We start from the raw sequence: 26,635 nt of genomic DNA, 5'->3' as shown, positions 1-26,635 counted from the left end.
GCTCCGCCTCGGTCGCCGAGGCCGGAACCGGGTCTGCCTCAGGCTCCGAGGCCGGAACCGGGTCCGCCGCGGTCGTCGAGGCGGACGACGCGGACCGTGCCCGCCGGGACGGCGAGGTGTCCGTCGGCCCGCTCCCCGGTGAGCAGCTCGGTCCCGGGGGCCTCCAGGGGCACCTTCGCGTCGTGGCCGGTGTGGTTGACGGCGAACAGGTGGGTGCCGCCGTCGCCTTCGCGGCGCACCAGCTCGACGTCGCGGGGAAGCTCGCCGCGCGGGTCGATGCCGGCGTCCTCGAAGGCGGCGCCGAGGACGGTGTCCAGGGCGGGGGCGTCAAGGCGGGTGGAGACGTACCAGGCGGTGCCGTCGCCGATGCGGTGCCGGGTGACGGCCGGGCGGCCGGCGGCGGGGCCGTCGGCGTAGGTCCACACGGTCTCGGCGCCGCGCGGGACGACGAACTCGCTCCAGACGTCGCCGGTCAGGCTCGCGCCGCCCGGTCCGGTGATGCCCACCGTCTCGCCCTCGCCGAGGGGCGACCACTCCTCGACGGTCAGGCCCAGCACGTCGCGCAGCACACCGGGGTAGGCACCGGGGTGGACCGCGTCGTGCTCGTCGACGATGCCGGAGAAGTACGAGACGACCAGGGTGCCGCCGCCCTCGGCGTAGGCCCGCAGATTGCGGCCGGTCTCCTCGGACGCGAGGTACAGGGCGGGGACGACGACGAGGGGGTAGCGCGAGAGGTCTGCTTCGGGGTGGGCGAAGTCGACCGTCAGGTGGCGGTCGTAGAGGGTCTCGTAGAAGGCGTCGGCGCGCTCGCGGGCGTCGTGGTCCTCGCTGGGACGCCATTCGAGGGTCTGCGCCCACCAGGACTGCCAGTCCCAGAGCATCGCCGCGTCGGGGACGGTGCGGGTGCCCCGGACGGAGGCGAGCGAGGCGACGGAGGCGCCGAGTTCCACCACCTCCCGCCAGACGCGGGAGTCGGTCCCGGCGTGCGGCAGCATCGCCGAGTGGAACTTCTCGGCACCCTTCCGCGACTGGCGCCACTGGAAGAACATGGCGCCCTCGGAGCCGCGCGCCACGTGGGCGAGGGAGTTGCGGGCCATCTCGCCGGGGCTCTTGGCCGGGTTGCGGGGCTGCCAGCTGACCCCGCTGGTGGAGTGCTCCAGCAGCAGCCAGGGCGCGCCGCCCGCGACCGAGCGCGTGAGGTCGGCGGCCATCGCGAGGTTGACGTGGGTGCGGCGGCCGTCCGTGATCAGGTAGTGGTCGTTGGTGACGAGGTCGACCTCGCGTCCCCAGGCCCAGTAGTCGACGGTGTCGCACTGGCTGAGCGCGGTCATGAAGTTGGTGGTGACGGGGATGCCGGGGGCGAGGCGGTGGAGGATGTCCCGCTCGGCACGGAAGTTCTCCCGCAGGGTGTCGTCGGCGAAGCGGCGGTAGTCCAGCTGGTGCGCGGGGTTGCCGGCGGTGGGCGTCAGGCGGGGCGGGTCGATCTCGTCGAGGGAGCGGTAGGCGAGGCCCCAGAAGGCGGTTCCCCAGGCGTCGTTGACCGCTTCGACGGTGCCGTAGCGGTCGCCGAGCCAGCGGCGGAAGTGCGCGGCGCAGGTGTCGCACCAGCAGGCGCTGACGGGGACGCCGTACTCGTTGTGCACGTGCCACATGGCGAGGGCGGGGTGCCCGGCGTAGCGGCGGGCGAGTGCGGTGGTGATCCGTGCGGCGGCCTCGCGGTAGGCGGGGTTGCTGTGGCAGATGGCGGCGCGTGAGCCGAAGGCGAAGCGGACGCCCTCGCGGGTGACGGGAAGAGCGTCGGGGTGGGCCCGGTAGAACCAGGCGGGCGGGGAGACGGTGGGGGTGCCGAGGTCGGCCCGGACGCCGTTCTCGTGCAGCAGGTCCAGGATCCGGTCGAGCCAGCCGAAGTCGTGGACGCCGGGCTCGGGTTCGAGCAGGGCCCAGGAGAAGATCCCGAGGCTGACCATGGTGACGCCGGCTTCGCGCATCAGCCGGACGTCCTCCTCCCAGACGCTCTGGGGCCATTGCTCGGGGTTGTAGTCCCCGCCGAACGCGAGCCGGCGGGCGCCCCGGTCAGTGGTCTCCGGCATGAATGTCTCCTGGTTCGACAGCGTGGACGCCCCGGGTGGCGGGGCGTCTGAGGGAGCTCGCGACTGCGTCGTTCTGGGAACGTGCACACATTGCGATCGATGCGATGACGCAACATAAGCGCACAGGAACAACCATTGACAAGTGTCCAGGACGTTTCTCTACTGTGAACGCTCACAGATGCAGAACCGGGCCCCGCCGTCTCGCGGGACGCCCCTCGGTCAGGGAGACCATCCATGTCCCACACGCTGCACCGCCGCCTCGCGGCGACCGCCACGGCCGTCGTCATCGGCGCCTCCGCCCTCACCGCCTGCGGCTCGTCCGACGGGGACGGCGGCTCCGCGGACTCCGGCCCGGTGTCCCTCACCTACTGGGCCTGGGCCCCCGGCATGGACAAGGTGGCGGCCCTGTGGAACGCGAAGCACCCGGAGATCAGGGTCACGGTGCAGAAGCAGGCGTCCGGCGACGACCTGGTCACCAAGATCATCACGGCCGCGAAGGCGAAGAAGGCGCCCGACCTGGTGCAGGCCGAGTACCAGGCGCTGCCGACGCTGGTCAGCAACGACGCGCTCGCCGACATATCCGGTGAGGTCGGCGGCATCGAGAAGCAGTTCGCCCCCGGCGTGTGGCAGCAGACGACGCTCGGCACCGACGCCGTGTACGCCGTGCCGCAGGACTCCGGGCCGATGATGTTCTACTACCGTGCCGACCTCTTCGAGAGCTACGGCCTTCAGGTCCCGGTGACCTGGGACGAGTTCGCCGAGACGGCCCGCGCGCTGAAGAGGAAGGCGCCGGACAAGGCGCTGACGACCTTCTCCTCCAACGACTCCGGCCTCTTCGCCGGTCTCGCCCAGCAGGCGGGCGCGAAGTGGTGGACCGTCGAGGGGCAGAAGTGGAAGGTCGGCATCGACGACGAGGCGACCCGCAAGGTCGCCGACTTCTGGGGCGGCCTCGTCGAGGAGGGCGCGATCGACAACCAGCCCATGTACACGCCGGCCTGGAACAAGGCGCTCAACACCGGTGACCAGATCGCCTGGGTGAGTGCGGTGTGGGCGCCCGGCACGCTGACCACGGCGGCGCCCGACACCAAGGGCAAGTGGAAGATGGCCCCCCTCCCCCAGTGGTCCGAGAACGAGGACACCACCGGCAGCTGGGGCGGCTCCACCACGGCCGTCACCACCGACTCCCGTCACAAGGAGGCGGCCGCGGAGTTCGCCTCGTGGCTCAACACCGACCCGGAGGCGCTGGCGGCGCTGGTGAAGGAGAGCGGGATCTACCCGGCGGCCACCGCGGCGCAGACCAGCGGCGCGCTGGCCTCGTCCCACGCCTTCTTCGCGAACCAGCCCGACTTCTACGCGAAGGCCGCCGAGATCGCGGAGACGGCGGCGCCCGCCCACTGGGGCCCCAACGTGAACGTCGCGTACGCCGGCTTCAAGGACGCCTTCGGCAAGGCGGCCAAGGCGAAGTCCGGCTTCGGCGCCGCCCTGGCCACCATGCAGGACGTCACGGTCGCGGACCTGGAGAAGCAGGGCTTCGAGGCCGCGCGGTGACGAAGCCCTCCGCCTCCCGCGGGCGGCGGGTGCCGAACGGGGTGCGCCGCGCCCCGTACGGTTTCCTCCTCCCCGCCGTCGTGCTCTTCGCCCTGTTCTTCGCACTGCCCATCGGCTACGCCCTCTGGCTGAGCCTGCACCGGATCGACGTCCGGGGCCTCGGCCTCGGGAAGGGCGCCCGGCAGGAGGTCTGGGCCGGCCTGTCGAACTACACGGCCGCCCTCACCGACGCCGAGCTGGGCCACGGGGCGCTGCGGGTGCTGGGCTACGGCGTGATCGTGGTGCCCGTGATGCTGGGCCTCGCGCTGCTGTTCGCCCTGCTCCTGGACACCGAGCGGGTCCGGGCCCGGTCCTTCTCCCGGCTGGCGATCTTCCTCCCCTACGCGATCCCCGGTGTCGTGGCCGCCCTGCTCTGGGGCTTCCTGTACCTGCCGGACGTGAGCCCCTTCCACTACCTGCTGGACCGGGCGGGACTGCCGCAGCCGGACCTGATGGACGGGGGCCTGCTCTTCGGCTCCCTGGCCAACATCGCCGTCTGGGGCGGCACCGGCTTCAACATGATCGTGATCTACACCGCGCTGCGCTCGATTCCGGCGGAGGTGTACGAGGCGGCACGCCTCGACGGCGCGACCCCGGTGCAGATCGCGCTGCGGATCAAGATCCCCATGGTGGCGCCCTCACTGGTGCTGACGTTCTTCTTCTCCGTCATCGCCACGCTCCAGGTCTTCAGCGAGCCGACCACGCTCAAGCCGCTGACCAACGGCATCTCGACCACCTGGAGCCCGCTGATGAAGGTGTACAACGACGCCTTCGTCGCCGGGAACGTGTACGCGGCGTCCGCGACGGCGGTGGTCCTCGCCCTCGCCACCTTCGCGCTCTCCTTCGCCCTGCTGCGGTTCGCCGACTCCCGCGCCAAGAACCGAGGAACCTCATGAGCACCACCAGCCCCGCCGCCGTGGGCCGCAGGACCGCGCCCGCGGCCGGCACCGCTCCCGGCACCGCCCAGGGGCCGCCGCGCAGGTTCGCCCTGCTGCCGACCGCGGCCCTGCTGCTCGGGGCCGTCTACTGCCTGCTGCCGGTGGCGTGGGTGCTCGTGGCCTCGACCAAGTCCGGCAGCGAGCTCTTCTCCACCTTCACCTTCCTGCCGGGCACCGGACTCGCGGACAACCTCGCGGACCTGAACGCCTACCGCGAGGGGATCTACTGGCGGTGGATGGCCAACTCCGGCCTGTACGCGGGCCTCGGGGCCGTCCTGTCGACCGCGGTCTCCGCGGTGTCCGGCTACGCGCTCGCGGTCTACCGGTTCCGCGGCCGGGAGGCCGTCTTCAATGTGCTCCTCGCGGGCGTGCTGATGCCCCCGGTGATCCTGGCCGTCCCCCAGTACCTGCTGATGGCCGAGGCGGACCTGACCGACTCCCGCCTGTCGGTGCTCCTGCCTCTGATCCTCTCCCCCTACGGTGTCTACCTCGGCCGGATCTACGCGCAGGCCGCGGTGCCCGGGGAGCTCGTCGAGGCCGCCCGCATGGACGGCGCGGGAGAGTGGCGGATCTTCCTGCGCATCGGCGTCCCGCTGATGTCGCCGGGCCTGGTGACGATCTTCCTCTTCCAGTTCACCGCGATCTGGAACAACTTCCTGCTCCCCTACATCATGCTGAGCGACGACGGGAAGTTCCCCGTGACGGTGGGCCTGTTCACCCTGCTCGCGCAGGGCAGCACCACACCGGCCCTCTACACGCTGGTGATCACCGGCGCCCTCCTCGCCATCGTGCCGCTCGTCGCCCTCTTCCTCGTCATCCAGCGGTTCTGGAGCCTGGACCTGCTGTCGGGGGCCGTAAAGTCATGAGCTCAGGGGAACGAGGGGAAGCACCATGAACCGCGGCCCAGAGGGCAGACGCCGGCCGGTCACGATCCACGACGTGGCACGCGAGGCCGGGGTGTCGCGCGGCACCGTCTCACGCGTCCTCAACGGCGGGCACTACGTCAGCCCCGCGGCGCAGACGGCCGTGAACAACGCGATCCGCCGGACCGGGTACGTGGTCAACCGGCACGCGCGCTCGCTGATCACCGGACGGTCCGACTCGGTGGCCTTCCTGCTCACCGAGCCGCAGGAGCGGTTCTTCGAGGATCCCAACTTCAACGTGCTGCTGCGGTCCTGCACCCAGGAGCTCGCCTCGCAGGACATCCCGCTGCTGCTGATGATCGCCGGCAACGAGGACGAACGGCGGCGGAACCTCCGCTACATCCAGGCCGGGCACGTGGACGGGGTCCTGCTGGTCTCCAGCCACTCGGGCGACCCGGTGGCGGGCGAGCTGGACGCGGCGGGCATCCCGGTCGTCGCCTGCGGCAAGCCGATCGGGCAGCAGGCGCGCATCAGCTACGTCGCGGCCGACGACCGCGACGGGGCGCGGCAGATGGTGCGCTTCCTGTACGAGTCGGGGCGCCGCCGGATCGCCACCGTGTCCGGTCCCCCGGACACGCCGGGCGGGGTCGAGCGGCTGGCCGGCTACCGCGAGACGCTCGCCGAGTGCGGTCTGCCCGTCGACGAGGCGCTGATCGCGGCCGGCGACTACAGCAGGGCGAGCGGCGGCCGGGCCGCGGAGCAGCTGCTGGAGCGCGCCCCGGACATCGACGCCGTGTTCGTCGCGTCCGATCTGATGGCCGACGGCGTCCTCGACGCGCTCGCCCGCGCCGGGCGGTCGGTGCCCGGGGACGTGGCCGTCGGAGGTTTCGACGACTCGCCGGCGGCGCTGGCCGCTGCGCCCCGGCTCACCACGATCCGCCAGCCGTTCGACCGGATCAGCAAGGAGATGGTGCGCATGCTGATGGCGCGGATCGGCGGCGAGGACCCGGCCGCCGTGATCCTCCCCACCGAGCTGGTCCGCCGCGAGTCCGCCTGACGGCGGGGCGGTCCGCGGATGCGGGCGGCGGCGGGGGTTCGGGCCGCCCGCGCCCGGGACGCGGGACGCGTTCCCGGCCCGCATCCGGAGCGGCCCGCGCGGGCGGGCACGCCCGCCGCCGCGGGCTCCCGGCCTTCGCCTCCACCGTGCCCCGCACCTCCGTGCGGCCGGACCCGGCTCCACCCCGTACGGAACGGCCGCCGATCGGCCGTACGGCCATGGCGGCCGTGGGTGGTGACGCGGCCCACACCCGCCGTGCGCGGGCCGTGTTAGCGTCTGCGCGCGGCTTCCCGCCGCCGGCCGGCGGGCCGGACGGGACGGCCTCCCCGTCGTCCCCGCCCCGACCGGACCAGGTATGCCAGATCTCAGCGACGCGCTCGGCACGCTCGACCTGTTCGGCGACGACTTCGTCCACGACCCCCACCCGTGGCTGGACTCCCTGCGCACCGCATCCCCCGTGCACCGCGATCCCGGCACCGGGCTCTGGCTGGTCAGCCGGCACGCGGACATCCGTCAGGTGCTGCTCGACACCGCCGCCTTCCGCCCCGACAACGCCCAGCGGGCCGTCACCCGTCTCTCCACGGGCGCGCTGCGCGTCCTCGCCGGGGCCGGGTTCACCATGCCGCCCGCGCTGGCCGACAACGGGACGGACAGCCACCCGGGACTGCGCCGCGTGGTGACCCGGTTCTTCAACGCCGACCGGGTCGCGGCCGCGGTGCCCGTGATCGAGCGGATCGGCGACGAGCTCCTGGAGTCGGCCGCGCGACGTCTGCGCGCGACCGGCGCCTGCGAGCTGTTCACCGGGTTCGCCCAAGTGCTCCCGTGCCGCGTGCTGATGGAGCTGCTCGGCATCACTGGCATCGACCCGGCCACCCTGATCCGCTGGAGCGACGCGTCCCTGGAACTGTTCTGGGGCCGCCCCTCGCCGGAGCGCCAGCTCGAACTCGCCGCCCTCGCGGGCGCGTTCCACCAGTGGCTGGCGTCGGTCGTGCGCGACGCGCGGGAGTCGGCTCCGGACACCTTCGCGGGCGCCCTCACCCGGCACCGGGGACCGGACGGCGAGCCGGTCGGCACGGCCACCGCCGTCGCCGCCTGCTTCTTCGTCTTCGTGGCCGGGCAGTCCACCACCGGTCAGCTGATCTCCACGGTGCTGCGGCGCGCCCTCGACGAGCCGGGACTGTGGCCGCGGCTCGCGCACGAGGACGGTACGGCCGAGGGCTGGGTGGAGGAGGTGCTGCGCCGGGAGCCGCCGGTCACCACGTGGCGCAGGGTCGCTGCCCGGCCCGCCGTCGTGGGCGGCACCCCGGTGCCGGCGGGGGCGCAGCTGCTGCTGATGCTCATGGGCAGCGGCTCGGACCCGGAGGTCTTCCCCGACCCCGCGCGGATGTGCCCCCACCGGCCCGGGGTCCGTCACCATCTGGCGTTCGGCGCCGGGAGGCACCGCTGCCCCGGCGCCTCCCTGGCGCGCACCGAGGCGGCGGTCGCCCTGCGCGCGGCCGCCCGCCGGCTGCCCGGCCTGACCCTGGCGGACGGCGGCGCCAAGATGCTGGGGCTGCTCTCGTTCCGGGCGCCGCTGCGGCTGGACGTCCGGTCCGGGACGCCGGTGACCGGCGCCCCGGCCTGACACGGCGTCGGGCGACGGGTCCGGCCGGCCTTCCGCGCGGCCCGGACCCGCCGGCCCGGCCGGCTGTCAGGCCTGAGCGGCCGTCAGCCCGAAGCGCGCGTGCTGCGCGACGGGCACGAGGTCGGCGTACTCGGGGTGCTTGGCGATCCAGCCCCGGAAGAACGGGCAGTAGGGCAGCACGGTCAGGCCCTGCGCGCGGGCCGTGTCAAGGGCCTCCCGCGCGAGCCGGCCGGCGAGCCCCCGGCCCTCGAACCGGGCGTCGATCTCGGTGTGGATGAACGCGATCTCGTCCTCGTACCGGTGGTACTCGGCGAAGCCCGCCTGCTCCTCGTCCGCGAAGATCTCGAAGCGCGACCGTTCGGGACTGTCGCCGACACGGATGTCCATGGTTCCTCCTGCTGTTCGCGTGCCCCGTCGATGATCACCGGGGCGCCGTGCAGCATCATGGCCCATGCGGGTCGCCGAGCGCGACGCGCCCCGGAGTCCGGCCGGCAGGGCACGGGTCGCGACGGCGGGCGCACGGCGCCCGTGCCGGAAGACGGAGCACCATGGACATCCAGCACTTCGAGCGCATCAGCGCCTTCCTCGAGGCGCGGCTGCGGCCGCTGTTCGACGCGGAGACCGGCAGCGAGCACGGTTTCGGGATGGACGACACCTCGCGCGCCCTGCGCGCGCTGCTGAACACCGTGCGCGCCGCCGCGGCCGTCAGGGGTGTCGCGAACGGCCGCGAGGACGCCGACCCGGCCACCCGCGCCGTCGTCGACCAGGCGCTGGAGCACAACTGGGACGTGCTGCGCACAGCGGCCCGCAACTGGGAGGACCATCCGGACTTCCTGCCGGAGTTCAAGCGCCACGCCTGGGAGCTCGGCGCGGACGCGCCGTCGCCGGCCGTCTGACCCGCTGCCCGCGCGGCGGAGACGGGGCAGGACGCCCGTGCGACCCGGGCGCGCACCGGACAGAGGTGTCCGGGCGCGCGCCGGGACGGCCCGGTCCCCCCTGCGGCGACTGCGGCGATATGCCCCTTATGTAGAATTCGCACCGTCTGCTGTTCAGCATCCGGTGGCGAAAGGGCAGGGCACGCACATGGCGGACCCGTCGGACCTCATGCGCCGGATGACACGCGTGCTGCGTGCCCGGGACCCCCTGGAGATGTTCGGCGCGCTGACCGCCGAGGGCGGCCTGCCCGCCGGGCGCACCCGCCTGCTCGTGACCCGCGGGACGGCGCTGGTGACCGTGCCCTGCGACGTCCCGGCCGACGACGCCCTCGCGTCGGCGGCCGTGGAGGTCCTGCGCACCGGGACGCCCCGGCTGGTGGACGGCGCGGACGGTCCGTCCCTGGTGGTGCCGCTGACCGTCGAGGACCAGGTCTGCGGGGCGCTCGCGGCCGGGCTGGAACACCCGGGCGCCGCGCCCGGCGGCGCCGTCCCGGAAGGACTCGCCCTGCTCGCCGAGGCCTGCGCCCTCGGACTGTGGAACGCGGCCCGGACCGACCCGGTGGCGGCCGCGCTGGAAGCCGCCGCGGCGGGCGTCTTCGCCTGGGACTTCTCGGCCGACAACGTCTTCTGGGACGAACGCACCTGCGCGGTCTACGGGGTGGACCCCCAGGCCTTCGACGGCCGCGGCGACACCTTCTTCGCCCTGCTGCACCCGGAGGACGTCCCCGTGCTCCAGGCCGCGATCGCGCAGGTCACGGAGGCCGCCATCACCCCCGTGGCCGCGGGCGCCACCGGTGATCCGGGCCGCTACCGGCTCCAGTACCGGGTCGTCCACCCCGACGACAGCGTGCACCACGTCACCGAGTGCGGGCGGGTCCTCCTCGACGACCAGGGCCGCCCGGCGCGGGCCCTCGGGGTGGTCTACGAGGCCGGCGCCGACCTCCCGGCGAACGGCCGTGCCGCGGGCACCCGGGCCGAACGGTCCCGCAACTCCCTGCTCTTCACGCTGACCCGGGCGCTGTCCAAGGCGGTCACGGTGGAGGACGTGGCCCGGGTGATGACGGATCTCGCCCGGCCCGCCCTCGGGGCGGAGAACCTGCTGCTCGGCATCGTGGAGAGCGGCCACATGGAGATCGTCGGGGAGAGCCGGATCGCCCCCGCGCTGCAGCATCTGCGGGTGCCCGCGGAAGAGGTGATGGCGTTCGCGGCGACCCAGGAGGAGCCGCTGTTCATCGAGGACCTGGCGCGTCACTCCGAGTACGGGGTGCCGGGCCTCGCGCTCGTCGGCGAACTGCCGTCGCGCTCGTGGGTCGTCCTGTCGCTGGGCTCGGCCGACCACGCCACGGGCGCGTGCCTGATCTCCTTCGCCGGCCCCCGGCTGTTCGACGCCGCGGAGCGCACCTTCTTCACGGCCGTGGCCGTGATCCTGACCCAGACCCTCGAACGCGCACGGCTGTTCGACACGCAGCACCAGCTGGCCACCGACCTGCAGCAGGCGATGCTGCCGCGCCGGCTGCCGGTGCTGCCGAGCCTCAGCGCCCAGTACCGCTACCTGCCCGGCACCCGAGGGATGCGTGTCGGCGGCGACTGGTACGACGTCCTGCCGCTGGACGACGGCACCGCCGCCCTGGTGATCGGGGACGTGCAGGGCCACGACGCCCACGCGTCGGCGGTGATGGGACAGCTGAGGGTGGCGCTGCGGGCGTGCGCCGAGTCGGGCCTGGCGCCCGGCGCCCTGCTCGGCAAGGTCAACCGCGTGCTGTGCGACCTGGACACCGACCGCTTCGCCACCTGTGCCTACCTCGTCCTCAGTCCGGGCGACGGTGTGCTGACCGGCGCGCGGGCGGGGCATCCCCTGCCGCTGCGGGTGCGCCCGGAGAGCATCGGCGAGGTGGAGCTGGCCGGCGGCCCGCCGCTCGGGGTGGACCCCGGGGCGCGGTACCCGACGACCAGGTCCGTGCTCGATCCGCGCGACACCCTGCTGCTGTTCACCGACGGCCTCGTCGAGCGCAGGGACACCGACATCGACGTCGGTGTGCGCACCATGATGGACGGCATCCTCGACTGGAGCCGGGGCGCCGGGGACATCGACCTGACCGCCCTCACGGACTTCCTGACACTCCGCGACGACCCGGGCCGCATCGACGACGTGGCCCTGCTCGCCGTCCGCCGCACGGCCTGAGACCGTGCGGGACGGAAGCTGTCGACAGGCGCTCGGCGGACAGCGGCACTAGGTTGGGCCACCGGTCGGGCTGAACCGTGACCCCTGCGCCGGAGGGCGGTGGAGATGTGACCGAGGACCCCCTCGACACCGTGCTGCTGGACGCCCTCTCGAACGGGGGCGACGCCCGGCTGTACATGCTCGACGACACCCTGCGCATCGTCCGCACCACCGTGTCGGGCGGGGGAACGGACGACGCCGGCGCCGAGGCCGACGGGGACGGGGATCCGCTCCTCGGCCTGCGCTTCGCCGACGTCCGGCCCGCCGGCGACGCGCAGGAGGTCGAGGGCCTGCTCTCCGAGGTGCTGCGGCGGCGGGTGCACCTCCACCGCGTCCTGCGCGGGGACCGGGCCGCGGCGGCTCCACAGGGCGCCGCACGGACGTACGCGATGTCCTGCCACCCGCTCGGCGACCGGACCGGACCGCCGACCGGTGTGGCCGTCATCGTCGCCGACGTCACCGAGCGGGAGTCCGCGAGGGCCCGCGCACGGTCGCTGGACGCGGTGCGGGAACGGGTGGGTCAGTCACTGGATCTGGCCACCACCTGCGAGGACCTGGTGCAGGCGGTCGTGCCGGGGTTCGCGGACATCGCGGTGGTCGAGATCGTGGACGAGGTGCTGCGGGGTGCGGAGGCGCCGACCGGGCCGCTCGGACGGGACACCCCGCTGCGGCGCACCGCCTTCGCGGGCCCCGACGAAGGCGGGCCCGCCCACCCCGTGGGCGACGTGCGCGGCATGCCGCACCCCTCCCCGTTCAGCCTGGCCCTCTCCGACCTGCGCCCCCGGCTGCTGGATGTGCGGCCGGACAGCGCGTGGCTGGCCGGTGACCCCGCACGCGCCCGCTCCGTGGCGGAGTACGGCTCCCACTCGCTGATCGTGCTTCCCCTGACGCTGCGCGGGACGGTGCTCGGGCTGCTCAGCCTGTACCGCAGCGGCGGCAGTCCCGCGTACCGCGAGGAGGACCTGGGCTTCGCGACGACGCTCGCCGCGCACACCGCCGTGTCCATCGACAACGCGAGCCGCTACCAGCGGGAGCACACGATCGCCTCCACCGTGCAGCGCCGGCTGCTCCCCCCGGACGCCGAGTCCCGCGCCCTGGTCTCCGTGGAGGCCGTCCACGCCTATCTGCCGGGGCGCAACAGCGGCTGCTGGTTCGACACCATCCCGCTGTCGGGCGCGCGGACCGCGCTGGTCACCGGGGAGGTGAAGGGCCACGGCATCCAGACGGCGGCGGTGATGGGACAGCTGCGCACCGCCGTGCAGACCCTGGCCGCCCTCGATCTGGAACCCGACGAACTGCTGGCACGCCTGAACGACACCGCGCGTGTCCTGGCCCGTGAGCGCACCTCCCGGCCGGCGGGCGACCGGGTTCCCGAGCGGCTGGAGGCGGCCTGCCTCTACGCGGTGTACGACCCCTTCACCCGCCGCTGCACGATGGCCCGCGCCGGCCACCCCGTACCGGTGGTCGTGAGCCCCGGCGGAGACACCGGCACGCTGAACGTGCCCGAGGGACCGCCGCTGGCCTCGCCGGACCTCGCGCCGTTCGGCACGCTGTCCACCGTGCTGGAGCCGGGCTCGATCCTCGTGCTGTACAGCGGCAGCCGGGGTCTTCTCGACAAGCCGGGCACACGGCCGCTGAGCGAGGTGCTGAACCCGCAGGACCGTCCGCTGCGCGCACTCTGCGACGCCCTGGTGTACAACTTCCCCGCCCCCGAACTCGACGGCGCCGTGGTCCTGCTCGCACGGACCGGCTCCTTCGCCTCCGAGCACCAGGCGACCTGGGAGCTCGCCCACGACCTGCGCGACCCCGCGGCCGCGCGGGCGCTGGCCCGCGGGCAGCTGGCGGCATGGGGCCTGCCGGACGACACCGTCCACACCATGGAGCTGGTCGTCAGCGAGCTGGTGACGAACGCGGTGCGGTACGGCACCGCACCCGTGAGCCTGCGGCTGATCCGGACGGCCTCCCTGACCTGCGAGGTCAACGACACCAGCCCGAGCGCCCCGCATCTGCGGCACGCGCAGACCGTCGACGAGGGCGGCCGCGGACTGTTCATCGTCTCCCAGCTCGCCTCCGCCTGGGGCACCCGGTACACGAAGCAGGGCAAGACGATCTGGGCCGAGGTCCCGCTGCCGGTCTGAGCCGCGGGCCGCGCGCCGCGACGGGTGGGCGCACACTGGAGGCATGGCCGACTTCCAGGGCGATGTGACGGTGACCGCGGACGGCGTCGAGTACGCGGCGGTCGCCGAGCTGCACTCGTGGGCCGAGGACGACCGGCGGGAGAGCGCCGCCGAACGGGCCGCGGACATCGCGGAGGGGCTGACGGACTGGAACGGCAGCATCGACGTGGCGGGCGGCGAGAGCGCCGCGTGGAAGGTCATGGAGGCCGAGGACCGCAGTGTGCGGATGCCGGACGGCCGGGCGGCGTCGTTCGTGGTGAACCGCCGCTTCTTCGGCACCGGCGTGCTGCTGATCACCGGCTCCGCCGAGCCGCCGTTCTGAAACGCCCCTCCCGGGACCGCGGGTGCTGCCCCGGGCCGGGCGCGGGTGAGGTAGAGATGACGTCGTGACGGAAGAAGACGCGCAGACCCCCCGCGACGACAGCGGCCCCGGCGACGACAACGAACTGCCCGACGGGCTGACGGACGACAGCGAACTGCTCGACGGGCTGACGGTGGACAGCAGGCAGGCCGGACGCCCGGTCCTGCTGGACGAGCAGGGCGAGCCGATCCGCACCTGGCGGGAGAACTACCCCTACGACCGCAAGGTGAGGCGCCGGGAGTACGAAGCGGAGAAGCGCCTGCTGCAGATCGAGCTCCTGAAGATGCAGAAGTGGGTGAAGGACACCGGACAGCGGCTCGTCGTCGTCTGCGAGGGCCGGGACGCGGCCGGCAAGGGCGGCACGATCCAGCGGTTCACCGAGCGGCTCAACCCCCGTGGCGCACGGGTGGTGGCACTGGAGAAGCCGACCGACCGCGAGTCGGGCCAGTGGTACTTCCAGAGGTACGTGTCCCACCTGCCGTCCGCCGGCGAGATCGTGTTCTTCGACCGGTCCTGGTACAACCGGGCCGGTGTGGAGCGGGTGATGGGCTTCTGCACGGACGAGCAGTACCTGACGTTCCTGCGCCAGGCGCCGCTGTTCGAGGAGTTGCTGACGGACGACGGGATCGTGCTGGTGAAGTACTGGTTCTCGGTGTCCCGGGCGGAACAGCGCACCCGCTTCGCGATCCGTCAGGTGGACCCCGTGCGGCAGTGGAAGCTGTCGCCGACGGACCTGGCGTCGCTGGACCTGTGGGATGCCTACACGCAGGCCAAGGTCGACATGTTCCGGGCGACCGACACCCCGTACGCGCCCTGGACGGTGGTGAAGAACAACGACAAGAAGCGGGGGCGTCTGGAGGCCATGAGGAGCCTGCTGTGGCGGCTCGACTACACGAGCAAGGACGCCGCGGTGGTGGGCCGGCCGGACCCGCTCATCGTCGGGCCCGCGGACACCCTGCTGGAGCCGGGCGAGGAGAGCACGTCGCTGTCGCCGACGCCGCTGGCGAACCGTGCGCTCGGCCATCCCGGGGAGCATCCGGAGCCGCCGTCGTCCCGGACGGACGGCCGCTGAGCGGTCCGCTGTGTCCCTGCGCGGCGGGGAGTCGCACGGCGCCGAGCCGCCGGGGGGCGCCATCGGTGCCGCCCGGCGCGGAGTCGCAGGGCTCCGAGCCGCCGGGGGGTGCTGCCGGTGCGGCGGAGGCCGTCACGGGAGCGGCCGCCTCCGGACCTTCGTCCCGGGGCGGCCGCTCCCGTGTCGCCGGCCGTGCGTCTGCGCCCGCGTCTCAACGGGACGCCTGTCCCGCGGACTTCGCGCGCCGGGCCTCCCTGCGCCGCAGGGCACGGCGCTCGTTCTCGTCGAGTCCGCCCCACACACCGAAGTCCTGGTGCGCCTGGACGGCCCAGTCCAGGCAGCTCTCCCGGACGGGACAGCCCTCGCAGATCTGCTTGGCCGCCTTGATCTGGAGCAGGGCGGGACCTCCGGTGCCGACGGGGAAGAACAGTTCCGGGTCGACGTCCCGGCACGCGGCCTCGATGCGCCAGTCGGTCATATGACTTCACTCCCTTGGCAGTTGACGTCGTGCTGTCGATTCATCCTCGTGGTGCGCTCCTTCTCGCGTGACCGTTGCGGCGGACCTCAAACACGCGACGGCCGATCCGGATGATTCTCGTCCGCATCGCGCCGGCGCCCGGCCCGGTCGCCGGGCCCCGTCGTCGGCCGTCCCGTCCCCGGAGCCGGCGGTGCCGGGCGCGGGGCGCGCGGCGGGCGGGACGCAGGTCAGGCGGAGACGGCCGCCTGCGGGCGGCCGTCCGCCGGTGCGGCGGGGGCCGGATCCACCGGCGGGCGGCGGCTCTTGAGCAGGACGACCAGCGAGGCGGTGACCACGGTGCCCGCGGCGACGGCCACCAGGTACAGCCAGGGGCTGCCGATCAGCGGCACGACGAACACACCGCCGTGAGGAGCCCGCAGGGTCGCCTCGAACGCCATCGACAGGGCACCGGCGACGGCGCCGCCCGCCATCGCCGACGGGATGACCCTCAGCGGGTCGGCCGCGGCGAACGGGATGGCGCCCTCGCTGATGAACGAGGCGCCGAGCACCCAGGCGGCCTTGCCGTTCTCGCGCTCCGCCTTGCTGAAGAGCCGGCCGCGCACGGCCGTCGCCAGGGCCATGCCCAGCGGCGGGACCATGCCCGCGGCCATCACCGCCGCCATGACCTTCAGGCTGCCCTCGGTGGGGGCCGCGAGCCCGCCGACGGCGAAGGCGTAGGCCACCTTGTTGACCGGGCCGCCGAGATCGAAGCACATCATCAGGCCGAGGAGCGCGCCGAGCAGGACGGCGTTGCCGCCGGACAGGCCGCCCAGCCAGTCGGTCATGGCCCGCTGGAGCGCGGCGATCGGCTTGCCGACGACGACGAACATCAGGAATCCGACCACCGCCGCGGAGAGCAGCGGGATGACCACCACCGGCATGATCCCGCGCAGCACCTCGGGCACGGGAACCCGCTGGATCGCGAGGACCACGGCCCCGGCGATCAGACCGGCGGCGAGCCCGCCCAGGAACCCGGCCTCGATGGTGAGGGACACGGCACCGCCGACGAACCCGGGCACGAGCCCCGGCCGGTCGGCCATGCCGTACGCGATGTACCCGGCGAGAACCGGCACCAGGAACGCGAAGGCGGCGCCACCGGTCTGGTACATCAGCGCCGCCCAGCTCGCCCCCTCGGTCCACAGGAAGTGCTCGGCGACCGAGGGCGCGTCGGCGATCCCGTAGCCGCCGACGGCGAACGCGAGGGCGATGAGGAGGCCGCCGGCCGCGACGAACGGGACCATGTGGCTCACCCCCGTCATCAGCCAGGTGCGGAGCCGGGTGCCGAAACGGCCGCCGCCCGGCGAAGTGCCGGCGGTCGGGGCGTCCGGTGCGGCGGGGGCGGGGCCGCCGGCCGCCTTGGCACGCACCTCGGCGATGAGCGCGCCGGGGCGGCTGATCGCGGCCTTGACGCCCACGTCGACGGTGGGCTTCCCGGCGAACCGGGCCCGTTCGCGGACCTCGACGTCGTGGGCGAGGATCACCCCGTCCGCCGCGGCGACGACCGCCGGGGCGAGCCGGGTGAACCCGGCCGACCCCTGCGTCTCGACCACGACCTCCACCCGTTCGGCCTCGCCGGCCCGCCGCAGCGCCTCCGCTGCCATGTAGGTGTGCGCGATGCCAGTGGGGCACGAGGTGACGGCCACGATCCTGAACGGCCGTGCCCCCGGGGCGGGATCGGCGGGGGACGCGTCGCGGGAGGCGGGGGCAGGGTCCGGGGCGGGGGCTCCTGCGGCGTCGGCGGGACGGACGGGAGTGGCGGGAGTGGCGGGTGCCGTGTTCCCGGCAGCGGAACCGTCCCCGGCGGCCTGCGCGGCGCGGCTCGCGGAAGCGGGCCCGACCGGAGGACCGGCCGCAGCACTGCACCCCACCGCGGCCCGGGGCTCTCCGGGGCCGGCCGGGACGTCCCCGGCACCGGCACCCCGTACCTGCGCCGGGTCCGTGCCGGGAGCGGGTGCGGCGGTCTGCGGGGCGGTGGTCGCGGCTCCGCCGGGGGCCGCGTCGCCGCGGATGACGGCGGCGGTGGCGGAGGGGTCCGCGGCGGCCCGGAGGGCGGCGGTGAAGCCGGGGTCCGTCAGGCGGCGGGCGAGGGCCGACAGGATCGTCAGATGGGCGTCGTCGGCACCGGCCGGGGCCGCGATGAGGAAGATCAGGTCGGCGGGCCCGTCGGGGGCGCCGAAGTCGATGCCCCGCGCGCTGCGGCCGAAGGCGAGTGTCGGCTCGGTGACATGGGCGCTGCGGCAGTGCGGGATGCCGATGCCGCCGTCGAGGCCGGTGGGCATCTGTGCCTCCCGCGCGGCGACGTCCGCGAGGAAGCCTTCGAGGTCGGTGACGCGTCCGGCGGCGGCCATCCGTTCGGCGAGGGACCGGGCGGCGGCCTGTTTGGTGCCGGCCGACAGGCCGAGGTCGACGAGGTCCGGGGTGATCAGCTCGCTCATCGCGCTGCTCCTTGCGGGCGGACCGCCTCGGCGGCGGCGGGGGCCTGGGGCGGGAGCGCGGGCACCGGGCGGGCGCTCACCCGGCGGTCCCCGTCAGCGGGCGGTCGAGCGGCAGGTCGCCGGTCACGGTGACCGCCGAGGGGTCGAGGTCGGACGGCGACGGCATGGCGCTGCCGGGCAGCTGCACGGCGGCCGTTCCGTGGGCGACCGCCGCGGCGAGCGCGTGGGGGCCTCCGCCGCCGGCCGCGAGGAACCCCGCGAGGGACGCGTCGCCGGCGCCCGCGTCGCTGCGCACGGCGCGGGCCGTGGCGTGTCCGAACCAGGTGCCCGTGGCGTCGACCAGCAGCTGTCCGTCGGCGCCGAGGCTCGCGAGGACGGCGCCCGCGCCGAGACCTCTCAGCTCCTCCGCCGCCTTCACGGCGTCGCCGACGGTGGTCAGCGGTCGGCCGACGGCCTCGGACAGTTCCTCGGCGTTGGGCTTGATCACGTCGGGGCGCTCCGGCAGGGCTGCCGTCAGGGCGGCTCCGGAGGTGTCCAGCGCGACGCGTCCGCCGCTCCGGTGGATGCCCGCGGCCAGCTCCGCGTACCACTCGGGCGGGAGGCCGGGGGGCAGGCTGCCGCAGCAGGCGATCCAGTCGGCGTGGGCGGCGTGGGTGCCGACGGTGTCGAGCAGGGCGGCGGCCTCGGCGCGGGTGATCTCGGGACCGGGGGCGTTGACCTTGGTCAGGGTGCCGTCAGGTTCCACGAGCGAGATGTTGACCCGGGTCGAGCCGGTGACGGGGACGCCGGCCGCCTCGATGCCGTGTTCGCCCAGGAGCCGGGCGAGCAGGGCGCCCTCGGGGCCGCCCAGGGGCACCACGGCGACGGTGCGGCAGCCCGCCGCGGCCACGGCCCGGGAGACGTTGACTCCCTTGCCGCCCGGGTCGACCCGGTCGCGGCCGGCGCGCAGCACAGCGCCCCGCCGGAGGGCGGGCAGTTCGTAGGTGCGGTCCAGGCTGGGATTGGGGGTGAGGGTGAGGATCATGCGCGGATCACCTCCGTGCCCTGGGCCTCGATGGCGCGGGCGTCGTCGTCGCCGAGTCGTGTGTCCGTGATCAGCAGGTCGACGTCCCGGAGGTCGCCGAAGCGGGCGAAGTGCCGTGCGCCGAACTTGGCGGAGTCGGCGAGCAGGACGACGCGGCGGGCCGCTTCGGCCGCGGCGCGCTTGACGGCCGCCTCGGCCAGGTCGGGGGTGGTCAGGCCGCCGTCGAGGGCGAAGCCGTTGGTGGCGAGGAAGACCACGTCCGCCGTGATCTCGCCGTACGCGCGCAGCGCCCAGGCGTCGACGGCGGCCCTGGTGCGGTGTCTGACCCGGCCGCCGACGAGGTGGAGGGCGATGCCCGGATGGTCGGCGAGGCGGGCGGCGATGGGGAGCGCGTGGGTGACAACGGTGAGCGTGGAGTCGACGGGGAAGGCTGCGGCGAGGCGGGCGGAGGTGGTGCCCGCGTCGAGGATCACGCTGCCGTCCCGGGGCAGTTCGGCGAGCGCGGCCCGCGCGATGCCGTCCTTCTCGTCGGGGGCGACGGTGTCGCGTTCGGCGAGGTCCGGTTCGAGGTGGCCGGCGGGGATGGCGCCGCCGTGGACGCGGCGGACGAGCCCCGCGCGGTCGAGGGCCTTGAGGTCGCGCCGTACCGTCTCGGCGGTGACCTGGAACGCCTCCGCGAGGGAGAGCACGTCCACCCGCCCGCCCTCTCGGGCCAGGCGCAGGATCTCCTGCTGGCGCTCCGCTGCGAACATGTGGTTTTGCATCCGTTTCCATGACCGGTCAGGTGGCTTTTCCCGATGCTACGCAGCATCCGGAACGATGTAAACCAATTCGGGCAGAAAACGGGCAGAAAACCAACACCGTCCCCGGGCGACCCGGGGGCGGTGTCGGTCACGGTTCCACGCAGGGGCGAGCGGAGCCGCCTCCTGCTCCGCGTGGCCGGGCGGGCCGCACGGCGGGCGGGAGCCGCACGGCCGGACCCGCCGCCGTGCGGCCCCGCCGCGCCCGCGCGGCGCCGTCCGCTATCCGGTCCGCAGCCCCGCGACGATCCCCGCCGGGACCGGCGCGCAGCCGGTCGGGCGGGTCGTGAAGGTGCCACGGCCCTGGGTGCGGCCGCGCAGCCCGGACGCGTAGCCGAACAGTCCGGCCAGCGGCACCGTCGCCGTGATCACGGCGGTGCCCGCCCGGGCCGTCTGGCCGGTGACCCGGCCGCGCCGGGCGGCCAGGTCCCCCAGCACCCCGCCCACCGCGTCGTCGGGCACGGTGGCGGTCAGCTCGACCACCGGTTCCAGCAGCCCTGTCTCCGCTGCCCGCAGGGCGTCGCGCAGGGCCAGCCTGCCGGCGGTCCTGAACGCCATCTCCGAGGAGTCCTTCGGATGCGTCGCGCCGTCCGTCAGCGTGACGCGCAGCCCGGTGACCGGATACCCGCCGAGGGGGCCCTCGGCGAGGGCGTCGCGGCAGCCCGCCTCGACCGCCCGGACGTACTCCCTGGGCACCCGGCCGCCGACCACGGCGGATTCGAACACGAAGTCCTCCCCCGCGGTGGCGTCGAGCGGCGCCACGTCGATGACGACATGGGCGAACTGCCCGGCGCCGCCGTCCTGCTTGACGTGCCGGCAGACGACCCCCGTCACCCCGCGGACGACCGTCTCCCGGTAGGCGACCCGCGGCCGGCCGACGCCGACCTCGATGCCGTGGCCGCGGCGGATCTTCTCCACCGCGACCTCCAGGTGCAGCTCCCCCATCCCCGACAGCACCGTCTGCCCGGTCTCGGGATCGGTGCGGACCGCCAGTGACGGGTCCTCCTCCACCAGCCGGGCCAGCGCGGTCGCCAGCCGGTCCGTGTCGAGCGGGGTGCGGGCCTCGACGGCGACCGAGACGACCGCGGCCGCGACGGCGGGCGGTTCCAGGACGAGGGGGGCGGACGGGTCGCACAGCGTCGCCCCCGCCCGCGCGTTCCTCAGCCCCACGAGGGCGACGATCTCACCGGCCGCCGCACGGCCCACCTCGGCGTGCCGGTCCGCCTGCACGCGCAGGATCCGTCCGACGCGTTCGGTGCGGCGCGCGCCCGTGTCCAGCACGGTGTCCCCCTTCCTGATCGTTCCCGAGTACACCCGTACGTACGTCAGCCGCCCGGTCGCCGTGGAGTTCACCTTGAACACCAGGCCGGCGAAGGGCGCCCGGGGTTCGGCCGGACGCCGCTGCTCCTCGCCGGCGTGCGTCCCGCGCACCGGCGGGACGTCGCTCGGGGAAGGCAGGTACGCGACGACGGCACGGAGCAGCGGCTCCACTCCGCGGTTGCGGTACGCCGATCCGCAGAGCACCACGAGGCCCTCGCCGCCGAGGGTCACGCCGCGCAGCGCCGCCGTGAGCGTCCCCTCGGAGAGGAACGAGCGCGCGCAGTACTCGTCGAGTGCCGCCGCGTGGAGTTCCGCCACGCTCTCCTCCAGCACCCGCCTGCGCCGCCGCGCCTCGTCCGCGAGATCGTCCGGCACCGGCCCCTCGGCGCACGTGTCGCCGTCCCACACCAGGGCGCGCATCGTGACCAGGTCGACCACTCCGGTGAAGCCGTCCTCCCGGCCGATGGGCAGCTGGACCACCAGGGGCGCGGGGTGCAGCCGGTCCCGGATGGAGGCGACGGCCGTGTCGAGGTCGGCACCGGCGCGGTCGAGCTTGTTCACGAACGCGATCCGGGGCACGCCGTGTCGGTCGGCCTGCCGCCACACGGACTCGCTCTGCGGCTCGACCCCGGCGACGGCGTCGAACACGGCGACCGCGCCGTCGAGGACGCGCAGGGAGCGTTCCACCTCGTCGGCGAAGTCCACGTGTCCGGGCGTGTCGATGAGGTTGATCCGGTGTCCGTCCCACTCGCAGCTGACCGCGGCGGCGAAGATCGTGATGCCACGGTCGCGTTCCTGCGGGTCGAAGTCGGTGACGGTGGTGCCGTCGTGGACCTCGCCCCGCTTGTGGGTGGCGCCGGTGAGGTAGAGGATCCGCTCGGTGACGGTGGTCTTGCCCGCGTCGACATGGGCGAGGATGCCCAGGTTGCGGACGGTGGTCGTCGAAGTGGCGGACGGCTGGGGAAGGTTGATGCGCACGGCCGGTGGCCTTTCGCGGTGCGACGGGAGGGTGGCGGCGCGATCGCGGGACGAACGGGGCGCGGGCGGACGGCAGTCGGCGTCGCGGACCGGGGCTGCCGCGGCGGACCGCCGGCCGGCGCACGGGACGGCTCGGTTTCCGAACCGTCGGGGCGACGGAGGGCGGTGTGCGGCAGACGGGAGGTCAGACGTTCGTCACGGGGTCCGGTGGCGGCCGCGCAGCCGGCACCGGAAACGCCTGGACACCAAAATCACGTCGAACCGGGAACGGGGGACCGCGACGGCGGTGTGGTCACGCACGGCCGGGCTCCCCTCTGCTGGTCGTCGGCGCCGGTCGCCGGCGCCTGCGGTCGGCACCGGCATCGGGGCCGGCGCGCGAGCCGAGTGTACGAGGCCGGCGCGAGGGGGCGACACGGGTTTTCCGGGAGCGGCACGATGGTGCCGCTGCCGTGCGGCACGGTGCACGTCGTGCGCCACGCCCTGCGCACTGCGCCACGGCTCACGTCGTGCCGCACGGCCCCGCCCGACGGGTGGGGCAGCCGTCGGCCGGACGGCGCGCGGCGGCCCGGGCGGGCACGGCGCGACCCGCCACCCGCCACCCGCGCCCCGGAGTGCGCGCCGCCCCGGCCCGTTGTCCGGTCAGCCGTTCGCGCGCGCCTCGCGGAAGCGCACGTGCAGGGCGCGGACGTCGTCCGCGAGTGCGGGGACGGGCCCCCGCACCTCGATGCCCGGCACCACTTCCGACACCGGGAAGGGACGCACCGGCGAGGCGGGCACACCCAACTCACCGAGCCAGTCGTCCAGTTGAACGGACGAGACGATGTAGACGATGCGCCCGAGCCCCACCCAGCCGTGGGCGGCGGCGCACATCGGGCAGTGCTCCCCCGAGGTGAACACGGTCGCCGCGCGGCGCTCGTCGGCGGTCATGTGGGCCGCCGCCCAGCGTGCGAGGGCGAATTCGGGGTGGCGGGTCGGGTCGGCGAGGGAGGTCTCCCGGTTGCGGTCCTCCGCCAGGACCGTGCCGTCCCCGCCGACCAGGACGGAGCCGAACGGCTCGTCACCGGCGTCGACGGCCTCGGCCGCCAGTTCCACACAGCGCCGCAGATGGCGCAGTTCCGCTTCGTCGGTCATGTCCGCTCCCAGGGTCTGGTGCCGTGCCGTCCGGGCCCGTCGGGACGGGCCCGGGGGCGACGCTATCCGGCCGCCGCCCGCCGTGGTGCGCACGCATCCCCGGCCCGGTCGGCTCGCACCCCCGTCCGGTCATTGCGGTGAGCGCCGCCGTGAACAGCGGCTCCGCAGGCGAACGGTGGGCGGCGGACACCGGACGGGGGACGCCGGACGGGGGACGCCTGCCGGCAATCACCGGCGCAGCCGGGCCGCCGCGCTCTCGATGAGCATGTCGAGGGCGGCCGGATAGGCGCTGGTGTTCATCTCGGCGACCAGCCGGGGCGCGGCGTCCGCGATCCTGGGGTGGGTCCCGGAGGGGAGTGCGGCGTACGTGGCCTGCCACACGGCCTCGTCGGCCGCTCTGGCGGCCTCGGGCAGGGCGAGCGTCGCCGCGTCGAGCGCGGCGAAGGCGAGGGCCTGGTCGATGAAGCAGTGGTAGACCGCCACGGCCGCCTCGACGCCGAACCCCGCCCGGTGGAGCACGTCGAGGACGGCCTCGTCGGCCGCGATCTCATGGGCACGTCCCGAGACCCGGCTCGCCGTGAGCACGGCGGCCTGCGGGTGGTCGAGGTAGGCGGTGTGGATGCGCAGGCCGAGTCCGCGCAGGTCGGCCTGCCAGTCCCCGGTGCGCGACCAGCCGTCGAGCGCCCGGCCGATCAGTTCGTCGCCGATCGCCAGGGTGAGGTCGTCCATGCCCCGGAAGTACCGGTAGAGGGCACTGGGGTCGGCGCCGAGCGCCAGGCCCAGCCGCCGCGCGGTCAGCCCCTCCCCGCCGTGCTCGCGGAGCATGCGCAGTGCGGTGAGCACGATCAGTCGTTCGGACAGCACCGCGCCCGTCTTCGTGGTGCGACGGCGTCTGCGCGCCTGCTCGGCGACCACCTTCTTGGGCACGGTGTTCATCCCTTCCTGCGGGCCGGGCGGGCGGTCCGGCCCGCCCCCGCGGGTGTGCCGGCCGTGTGTCCGCCGGGCCGGGTGCGGCGTGTCGGCGGCGGTCCGGGACCCGGTCGCCGACCCTTATGCCAACGCCATTGACCATAACCGCACGCGACGCGTTGGATCGGTGCAGCCCGGGCGAAGACCGTTGTGCAGGGAAAGGACCTGATATGCGCATCCTGCTGATCGGCGCCGGCGGAGTCGGCACCGCGATCACCCGTATCGCCGCGCGGCGCGGCTTCTTCGAGCGGATGGTGGTCGCCGACTACGCGGCGGCCCGTGCGGAGGCCGCCGTGGCGGCGGTGGCCGGCGACGGCCCGCCGGAGCGGTTCGCCGCGGCCCGCGTCGACGCCTCCGACGAGGCGGCCGTCGTCGCACTGCTGCGCGACGAGCGCTGCGACGTGCTGCTGAACGCCACCGATCCGCGCTTCGTGATGCCCCTGTTCCGTGCCGCGCTCGCGGCCGGCGCGCACTATCTGGACATGGCGATGTCGCTGTCCCGGCCCCACCCGGAGCTGCCGCACGAGCGGACCGGGGTGAAGCTCGGCGACGAGCAGTTCTCCATGGCGCCCGCATGGGAGGAGGCGGGGCGGCTGGCGCTGGTCGGCATCGGTGTGGAACCGGGCCTGTCGGACGTCTTCGCCCGGTACGCGGCCGACGAACTCTTCGACACCGTCGAGGAGATCGGCGTGCGCGACGGCGCCGACCTCACGGTGGAGGGCTACGACTTCGCGCCGTCGTTCAACATCTGGACGACCATCGAGGAGTGCCTCAACCCGCCCGTGGTCTACGAGAAGGACCGCGGATGGTTCACCACTCCCCCGTTCAGCGAGCCCGAGGTCTTCGACTTCCCCGGCGGGATCGGCCCGGTGGAGTGCGTCAACGTCGAGCACGAGGAGGTGCTCCTGATCCCCCGGTGGGTCGACGCCGGGCGGGTCACCTTCAAGTACGGGCTCGGCGCGGAGTTCATCGACACCCTGCGCGTGCTGCACCGCGTCGGGCTCGACAGCACCCGGCCGGTGACCGTCACCGCCGAGGACGGGCAGCGCGTGCGGGTCTCCCCGCGGGACGTGGTGGCCGCCTGCCTGCCGGACCCGGCGGCGCTGGGCGACAGGATGCGCGGCAGGACCTGCGCGGGCACCTGGGTCAAGGGGACGAAGGACGGGGCGCCGCGCGAGGTGTATCTGCACCATGTCGTCGACAACGCCTGGTCGATGGCGGAGTACGGCTGCCAGGCCGTCGTCTGGCAGACCGCCGTCAACCCGGTCGTGGCGCTGGAGCTGGTGGCGGCCGGCACCTGGAGCGGCAGCGGCGTGCTCGGTCCGGAGGCGTTCGCGCCGCGTCCGTTCCTCGACCTGCTGACCGCGTACGGCTCCCCGTGGGGTGTGCGCGAGCAGTAGCGGGGGCGCGCGGGGCCCCGGGGTGCGGCATCACCGCTTCCGCCCCAGCATGGGAGGGGTGCCCGGCCCGGTGGGCGCGGCGGACGTCGCGTTCCGGACCGGCCGGCACTCCCCCCACTGCCGAAGGAGACCCAGCATGGCCGAGATCCCCCCGCCGATCACGCCGTACCTGGAACCCGCCGCGAGGGAACTGGCGGAGGCCACCGACCCCCATCCGCGGATCTACGAGGTACCGCCCGAGAAGGGCCGCGACATCCTGCTCGGTCTGCAGACCGGCGAGGGTGTCGAGCGCCCCGCGGTCGACGAGGAGTGGGTGACGGTCGACGCGGGTGAGTGGGGCCCGGTGCGCACCCGGATCATCAGGCCGAGGGGTGTCAGCGGCCCGCTGCCCGTGGTCTTCTACATCCACGGGGCCGGATGGGTGTTCGGCGACGACGTGACCCACGACCGCCTCTTCCGCGAGCTGTCCGTGGGCGCGGGCGCGGCCGGGGTGTTCCCCGTCTACGACCGGGCGCCGGAGGCGAAGTACCCGACGCAGGTGGAGCAGAACTACGCGGTCGGCCAGTGGCTGGCACAGCACGGTGCCGAGCACGGCCTCGACGCCGGGCGGGTCGCCGTCACCGGCGAGTCGGTCGGCGGGTGCATGTCGGCGGTGTTCGCGCTGATGAACAAGGAGCGCGGCGGGCTCGACCTCAAGGCGCAGGTCCTGCTGTACCCGGTCGCCGACGCCGACTTCGACACCCCGTCGTACCGGCAGTTCGCCGAGGGCTACTACCTCACACGGGACGGGATGATCTGGTTCTGGGACCAGTACACGTCCGATCCGGGGCAGCGCAAGGAACCGCACGCCTCCCCGCTGCGGGCGGACCTGGACCAGCTCAGGGGGCTGCCGCGGACGCTGGTGATCACCGACGAGGCGGACGTGCTGCGGGACGAGGGCGAGAAGTACGCCAACCGGCTCCGGGAGGCCGGCGTCGACGTGACGTCGGTGCGGGTGGCGGGCATGGTCCACGACTTCCTGCTGCTGGACAGCCTGCGTGACACCCGGGCGGCGAACGTCGCCCGCAAGCTGGCGGTGGACGCGCTGCGCGAGGCCCTGCACGGCAGCTGACCGCGCGCGACGGCCGGGGAACCGA

The 26,635-nt window shown here is 74.2% G+C and carries 21 protein-coding genes; 12 read left to right on the top strand and 9 right to left on the bottom strand.

The features are described 5' to 3' along the window. Positions 1–38 precede the first annotated feature (38 nt). A complete protein-coding gene (locus IAG43_RS31865) occupies positions 39–2,090 on the bottom strand; it encodes a beta-galactosidase (protein ID WP_187744098.1) in 2,052 nt (683 codons plus the stop codon). A gap of 234 nt (positions 2,091–2,324) precedes the next feature. On the opposite strand from IAG43_RS31865, the gene IAG43_RS31860 reads away from it, so the two are divergent. From IAG43_RS31860 to IAG43_RS31840, 5 genes are all read left to right on the top strand, one after another. Further along, positions 2,325–3,638 carry an ABC transporter substrate-binding protein gene (locus IAG43_RS31860; protein ID WP_187744097.1) on the top strand — a complete coding sequence of 438 codons (1,314 nt, stop codon included), beginning with the start codon at positions 2,325–2,327 and terminating at the stop codon, positions 3,636–3,638. Further along, entirely contained in the window at positions 3,635–4,573 is a 939-nt protein-coding gene (locus IAG43_RS31855) for a carbohydrate ABC transporter permease (protein ID WP_187744096.1), read from the top strand. Before IAG43_RS31860 ends, IAG43_RS31855 begins: the two co-directional genes overlap by 4 nt. Then, a complete protein-coding gene (locus IAG43_RS31850) occupies positions 4,570–5,481 on the top strand; it encodes a carbohydrate ABC transporter permease (RefSeq protein ID WP_187744095.1) in 912 nt (303 codons plus the stop codon). The genes IAG43_RS31855 and IAG43_RS31850 overlap by 4 nt, the downstream gene beginning before the upstream one ends. Positions 5,482–5,506: 25 nt before the next feature. Beyond that, positions 5,507–6,535 carry a LacI family DNA-binding transcriptional regulator gene (locus IAG43_RS31845; RefSeq protein ID WP_187744094.1) on the top strand — a complete coding sequence of 343 codons (1,029 nt, stop codon included), beginning with the start codon at positions 5,507–5,509 and terminating at the stop codon, positions 6,533–6,535. A 355-nt stretch (positions 6,536–6,890) separates the two neighbouring features. After that, positions 6,891–8,159 (top strand): cytochrome P450, encoded by a 1,269-nt coding sequence (locus IAG43_RS31840; RefSeq protein ID WP_187744093.1) that lies wholly within the window; start codon positions 6,891–6,893, stop codon positions 8,157–8,159. Between the two features lie 66 nt (positions 8,160–8,225). Here the strand turns inward: IAG43_RS31840 and IAG43_RS31835 are convergent, their stop codons facing one another. Beyond that, positions 8,226–8,546 carry a GNAT family N-acetyltransferase gene (locus IAG43_RS31835; protein ID WP_187744092.1) on the bottom strand — a complete coding sequence of 107 codons (321 nt, stop codon included), beginning with the start codon at positions 8,544–8,546 and terminating at the stop codon, positions 8,226–8,228. 161 nt (positions 8,547–8,707) lie between these two features. Here IAG43_RS31835 and IAG43_RS31830 point away from each other — a divergent pair, with 161 nt between their 5' ends. The 5 genes from IAG43_RS31830 (at position 8,708) to ppk2 (ending at position 14,925) form a co-directional block, all read left to right on the top strand. After that, a complete protein-coding gene (locus IAG43_RS31830; RefSeq protein ID WP_187744091.1) occupies positions 8,708–9,055 on the top strand; it encodes a hypothetical protein in 348 nt (115 codons plus the stop codon). A gap of 217 nt (positions 9,056–9,272) precedes the next feature. Next, positions 9,273–11,276 carry a SpoIIE family protein phosphatase gene (locus IAG43_RS31825; RefSeq protein WP_187744090.1) on the top strand — a complete coding sequence of 668 codons (2,004 nt, stop codon included), beginning with the start codon at positions 9,273–9,275 and terminating at the stop codon, positions 11,274–11,276. A gap of 107 nt (positions 11,277–11,383) precedes the next feature. Then, positions 11,384–13,453 (top strand): SpoIIE family protein phosphatase, encoded by a 2,070-nt coding sequence (locus IAG43_RS31820; protein WP_246574662.1) that lies wholly within the window; start codon positions 11,384–11,386, stop codon positions 13,451–13,453. A gap of 43 nt (positions 13,454–13,496) precedes the next feature. Then, on the top strand, positions 13,497–13,814 hold the full coding sequence (locus IAG43_RS31815) for a hypothetical protein (RefSeq protein ID WP_187744089.1): 318 nt from the start codon (positions 13,497–13,499) through the stop codon (positions 13,812–13,814). 124 nt (positions 13,815–13,938) lie between these two features. After that, entirely contained in the window at positions 13,939–14,925 is a 987-nt protein-coding gene (gene ppk2 / locus IAG43_RS31810; RefSeq protein WP_246574813.1) for a polyphosphate kinase 2, read from the top strand. Positions 14,926–15,136: 211 nt separating this feature from the next. On the opposite strand, the gene IAG43_RS31805 is transcribed toward ppk2, so the two are convergent. The 7 genes from IAG43_RS31805 to IAG43_RS31775 all read right to left on the bottom strand — a co-directional run bounded on the left by IAG43_RS31805 (position 15,137) and on the right by IAG43_RS31775 (position 24,057). Beyond that, positions 15,137–15,403, bottom strand: coding sequence for a WhiB family transcriptional regulator (locus IAG43_RS31805; RefSeq protein ID WP_187744088.1), 267 nt, complete (start codon positions 15,401–15,403; stop codon positions 15,137–15,139). 227 nt (positions 15,404–15,630) lie between these two features. Then, the gene (locus IAG43_RS31800) at positions 15,631–17,877 is read right to left on the bottom strand and encodes a PTS fructose transporter subunit IIABC (protein WP_187744087.1); all 2,247 of its coding nucleotides are present in this window, start codon (positions 17,875–17,877) and stop codon (positions 15,631–15,633) included. 76 nt (positions 17,878–17,953) lie between these two features. After that, the gene (gene pfkB, locus IAG43_RS31795) at positions 17,954–18,901 is read right to left on the bottom strand and encodes a 1-phosphofructokinase (protein WP_187744086.1); all 948 of its coding nucleotides are present in this window, start codon (positions 18,899–18,901) and stop codon (positions 17,954–17,956) included. Next, complete coding sequence (locus IAG43_RS31790) at positions 18,898–19,653, bottom strand: DeoR/GlpR family DNA-binding transcription regulator (protein WP_187744085.1); 756 nt, start codon at positions 19,651–19,653, stop codon at positions 18,898–18,900. The genes pfkB and IAG43_RS31790 overlap by 4 nt, the downstream gene beginning before the upstream one ends. A 270-nt stretch (positions 19,654–19,923) precedes the next feature. Next, positions 19,924–21,999, bottom strand: a complete 2,076-nt coding sequence (gene fusA / locus IAG43_RS31785; protein WP_246574661.1) for an elongation factor G — start codon at positions 21,997–21,999, stop codon at positions 19,924–19,926. Between the two features lie 639 nt (positions 22,000–22,638). After that, the gene (locus IAG43_RS31780) at positions 22,639–23,130 is read right to left on the bottom strand and encodes a nucleoside deaminase (protein ID WP_187744084.1); all 492 of its coding nucleotides are present in this window, start codon (positions 23,128–23,130) and stop codon (positions 22,639–22,641) included. A 228-nt stretch (positions 23,131–23,358) separates the two neighbouring features. Then, positions 23,359–24,057 (bottom strand): TetR/AcrR family transcriptional regulator, encoded by a 699-nt coding sequence (locus tag IAG43_RS31775; protein ID WP_187744762.1) that lies wholly within the window; start codon positions 24,055–24,057, stop codon positions 23,359–23,361. 212 nt (positions 24,058–24,269) lie between these two features. Between IAG43_RS31775 and IAG43_RS31770 the strand changes: the two genes are divergently transcribed. Both IAG43_RS31770 and IAG43_RS31765 read left to right on the top strand, forming a co-directional pair. Next, positions 24,270–25,499 carry a saccharopine dehydrogenase family protein gene (locus tag IAG43_RS31770; protein ID WP_187744083.1) on the top strand — a complete coding sequence of 410 codons (1,230 nt, stop codon included), beginning with the start codon at positions 24,270–24,272 and terminating at the stop codon, positions 25,497–25,499. A 136-nt stretch (positions 25,500–25,635) separates the two neighbouring features. After that, positions 25,636–26,610 (top strand): alpha/beta hydrolase, encoded by a 975-nt coding sequence (locus IAG43_RS31765; RefSeq protein WP_187744082.1) that lies wholly within the window; start codon positions 25,636–25,638, stop codon positions 26,608–26,610. The last annotated feature ends 25 nt before the right edge of the window (positions 26,611–26,635 follow it).

This window comes from Streptomyces genisteinicus (genome assembly GCF_014489615.1).
Classification (GTDB): domain Bacteria; phylum Actinomycetota; class Actinomycetes; order Streptomycetales; family Streptomycetaceae; genus Streptomyces; species Streptomyces genisteinicus.
This window is presented reverse-complemented; position numbering and strand designations above follow the sequence as displayed.

What these genes read in the sequence shown, in the direction of transcription:
- IAG43_RS31865 (WP_187744098.1), bottom strand. Translation starts at nt 2,090, where the DNA reads ATGCCGGAGACCACTGACCGGGGCGCCCGCCGGCTCGCGTTCGGCGGG.
- IAG43_RS31860 (WP_187744097.1), top strand. Translation starts at nt 2,325, where the DNA reads ATGTCCCACACGCTGCACCGCCGCCTCGCGGCGACCGCCACGGCCGTC.
- IAG43_RS31850 (WP_187744095.1), top strand. Translation starts at nt 4,570, where the DNA reads ATGAGCACCACCAGCCCCGCCGCCGTGGGCCGCAGGACCGCGCCCGCG.
- IAG43_RS31845 (WP_187744094.1), top strand. Translation starts at nt 5,507, where the DNA reads ATGAACCGCGGCCCAGAGGGCAGACGCCGGCCGGTCACGATCCACGAC.
- IAG43_RS31840 (WP_187744093.1), top strand. Translation starts at nt 6,891, where the DNA reads ATGCCAGATCTCAGCGACGCGCTCGGCACGCTCGACCTGTTCGGCGAC.
- IAG43_RS31835 (WP_187744092.1), bottom strand. Translation starts at nt 8,546, where the DNA reads ATGGACATCCGTGTCGGCGACAGTCCCGAACGGTCGCGCTTCGAGATC.
- IAG43_RS31830 (WP_187744091.1), top strand. Translation starts at nt 8,708, where the DNA reads ATGGACATCCAGCACTTCGAGCGCATCAGCGCCTTCCTCGAGGCGCGG.
- IAG43_RS31825 (WP_187744090.1), top strand. Translation starts at nt 9,273, where the DNA reads ATGACACGCGTGCTGCGTGCCCGGGACCCCCTGGAGATGTTCGGCGCG.
- IAG43_RS31815 (WP_187744089.1), top strand. Translation starts at nt 13,497, where the DNA reads ATGGCCGACTTCCAGGGCGATGTGACGGTGACCGCGGACGGCGTCGAG.
- IAG43_RS31805 (WP_187744088.1), bottom strand. Translation starts at nt 15,403, where the DNA reads ATGACCGACTGGCGCATCGAGGCCGCGTGCCGGGACGTCGACCCGGAA.
- IAG43_RS31800 (WP_187744087.1), bottom strand. Translation starts at nt 17,877, where the DNA reads ATGAGCGAGCTGATCACCCCGGACCTCGTCGACCTCGGCCTGTCGGCC.
- pfkB (WP_187744086.1), bottom strand. Translation starts at nt 18,901, where the DNA reads ATGATCCTCACCCTCACCCCCAATCCCAGCCTGGACCGCACCTACGAA.
- IAG43_RS31790 (WP_187744085.1), bottom strand. Translation starts at nt 19,653, where the DNA reads ATGTTCGCAGCGGAGCGCCAGCAGGAGATCCTGCGCCTGGCCCGAGAG.
- IAG43_RS31780 (WP_187744084.1), bottom strand. Translation starts at nt 23,130, where the DNA reads ATGACCGACGAAGCGGAACTGCGCCATCTGCGGCGCTGTGTGGAACTG.
- IAG43_RS31770 (WP_187744083.1), top strand. Translation starts at nt 24,270, where the DNA reads ATGCGCATCCTGCTGATCGGCGCCGGCGGAGTCGGCACCGCGATCACC.
- IAG43_RS31765 (WP_187744082.1), top strand. Translation starts at nt 25,636, where the DNA reads ATGGCCGAGATCCCCCCGCCGATCACGCCGTACCTGGAACCCGCCGCG.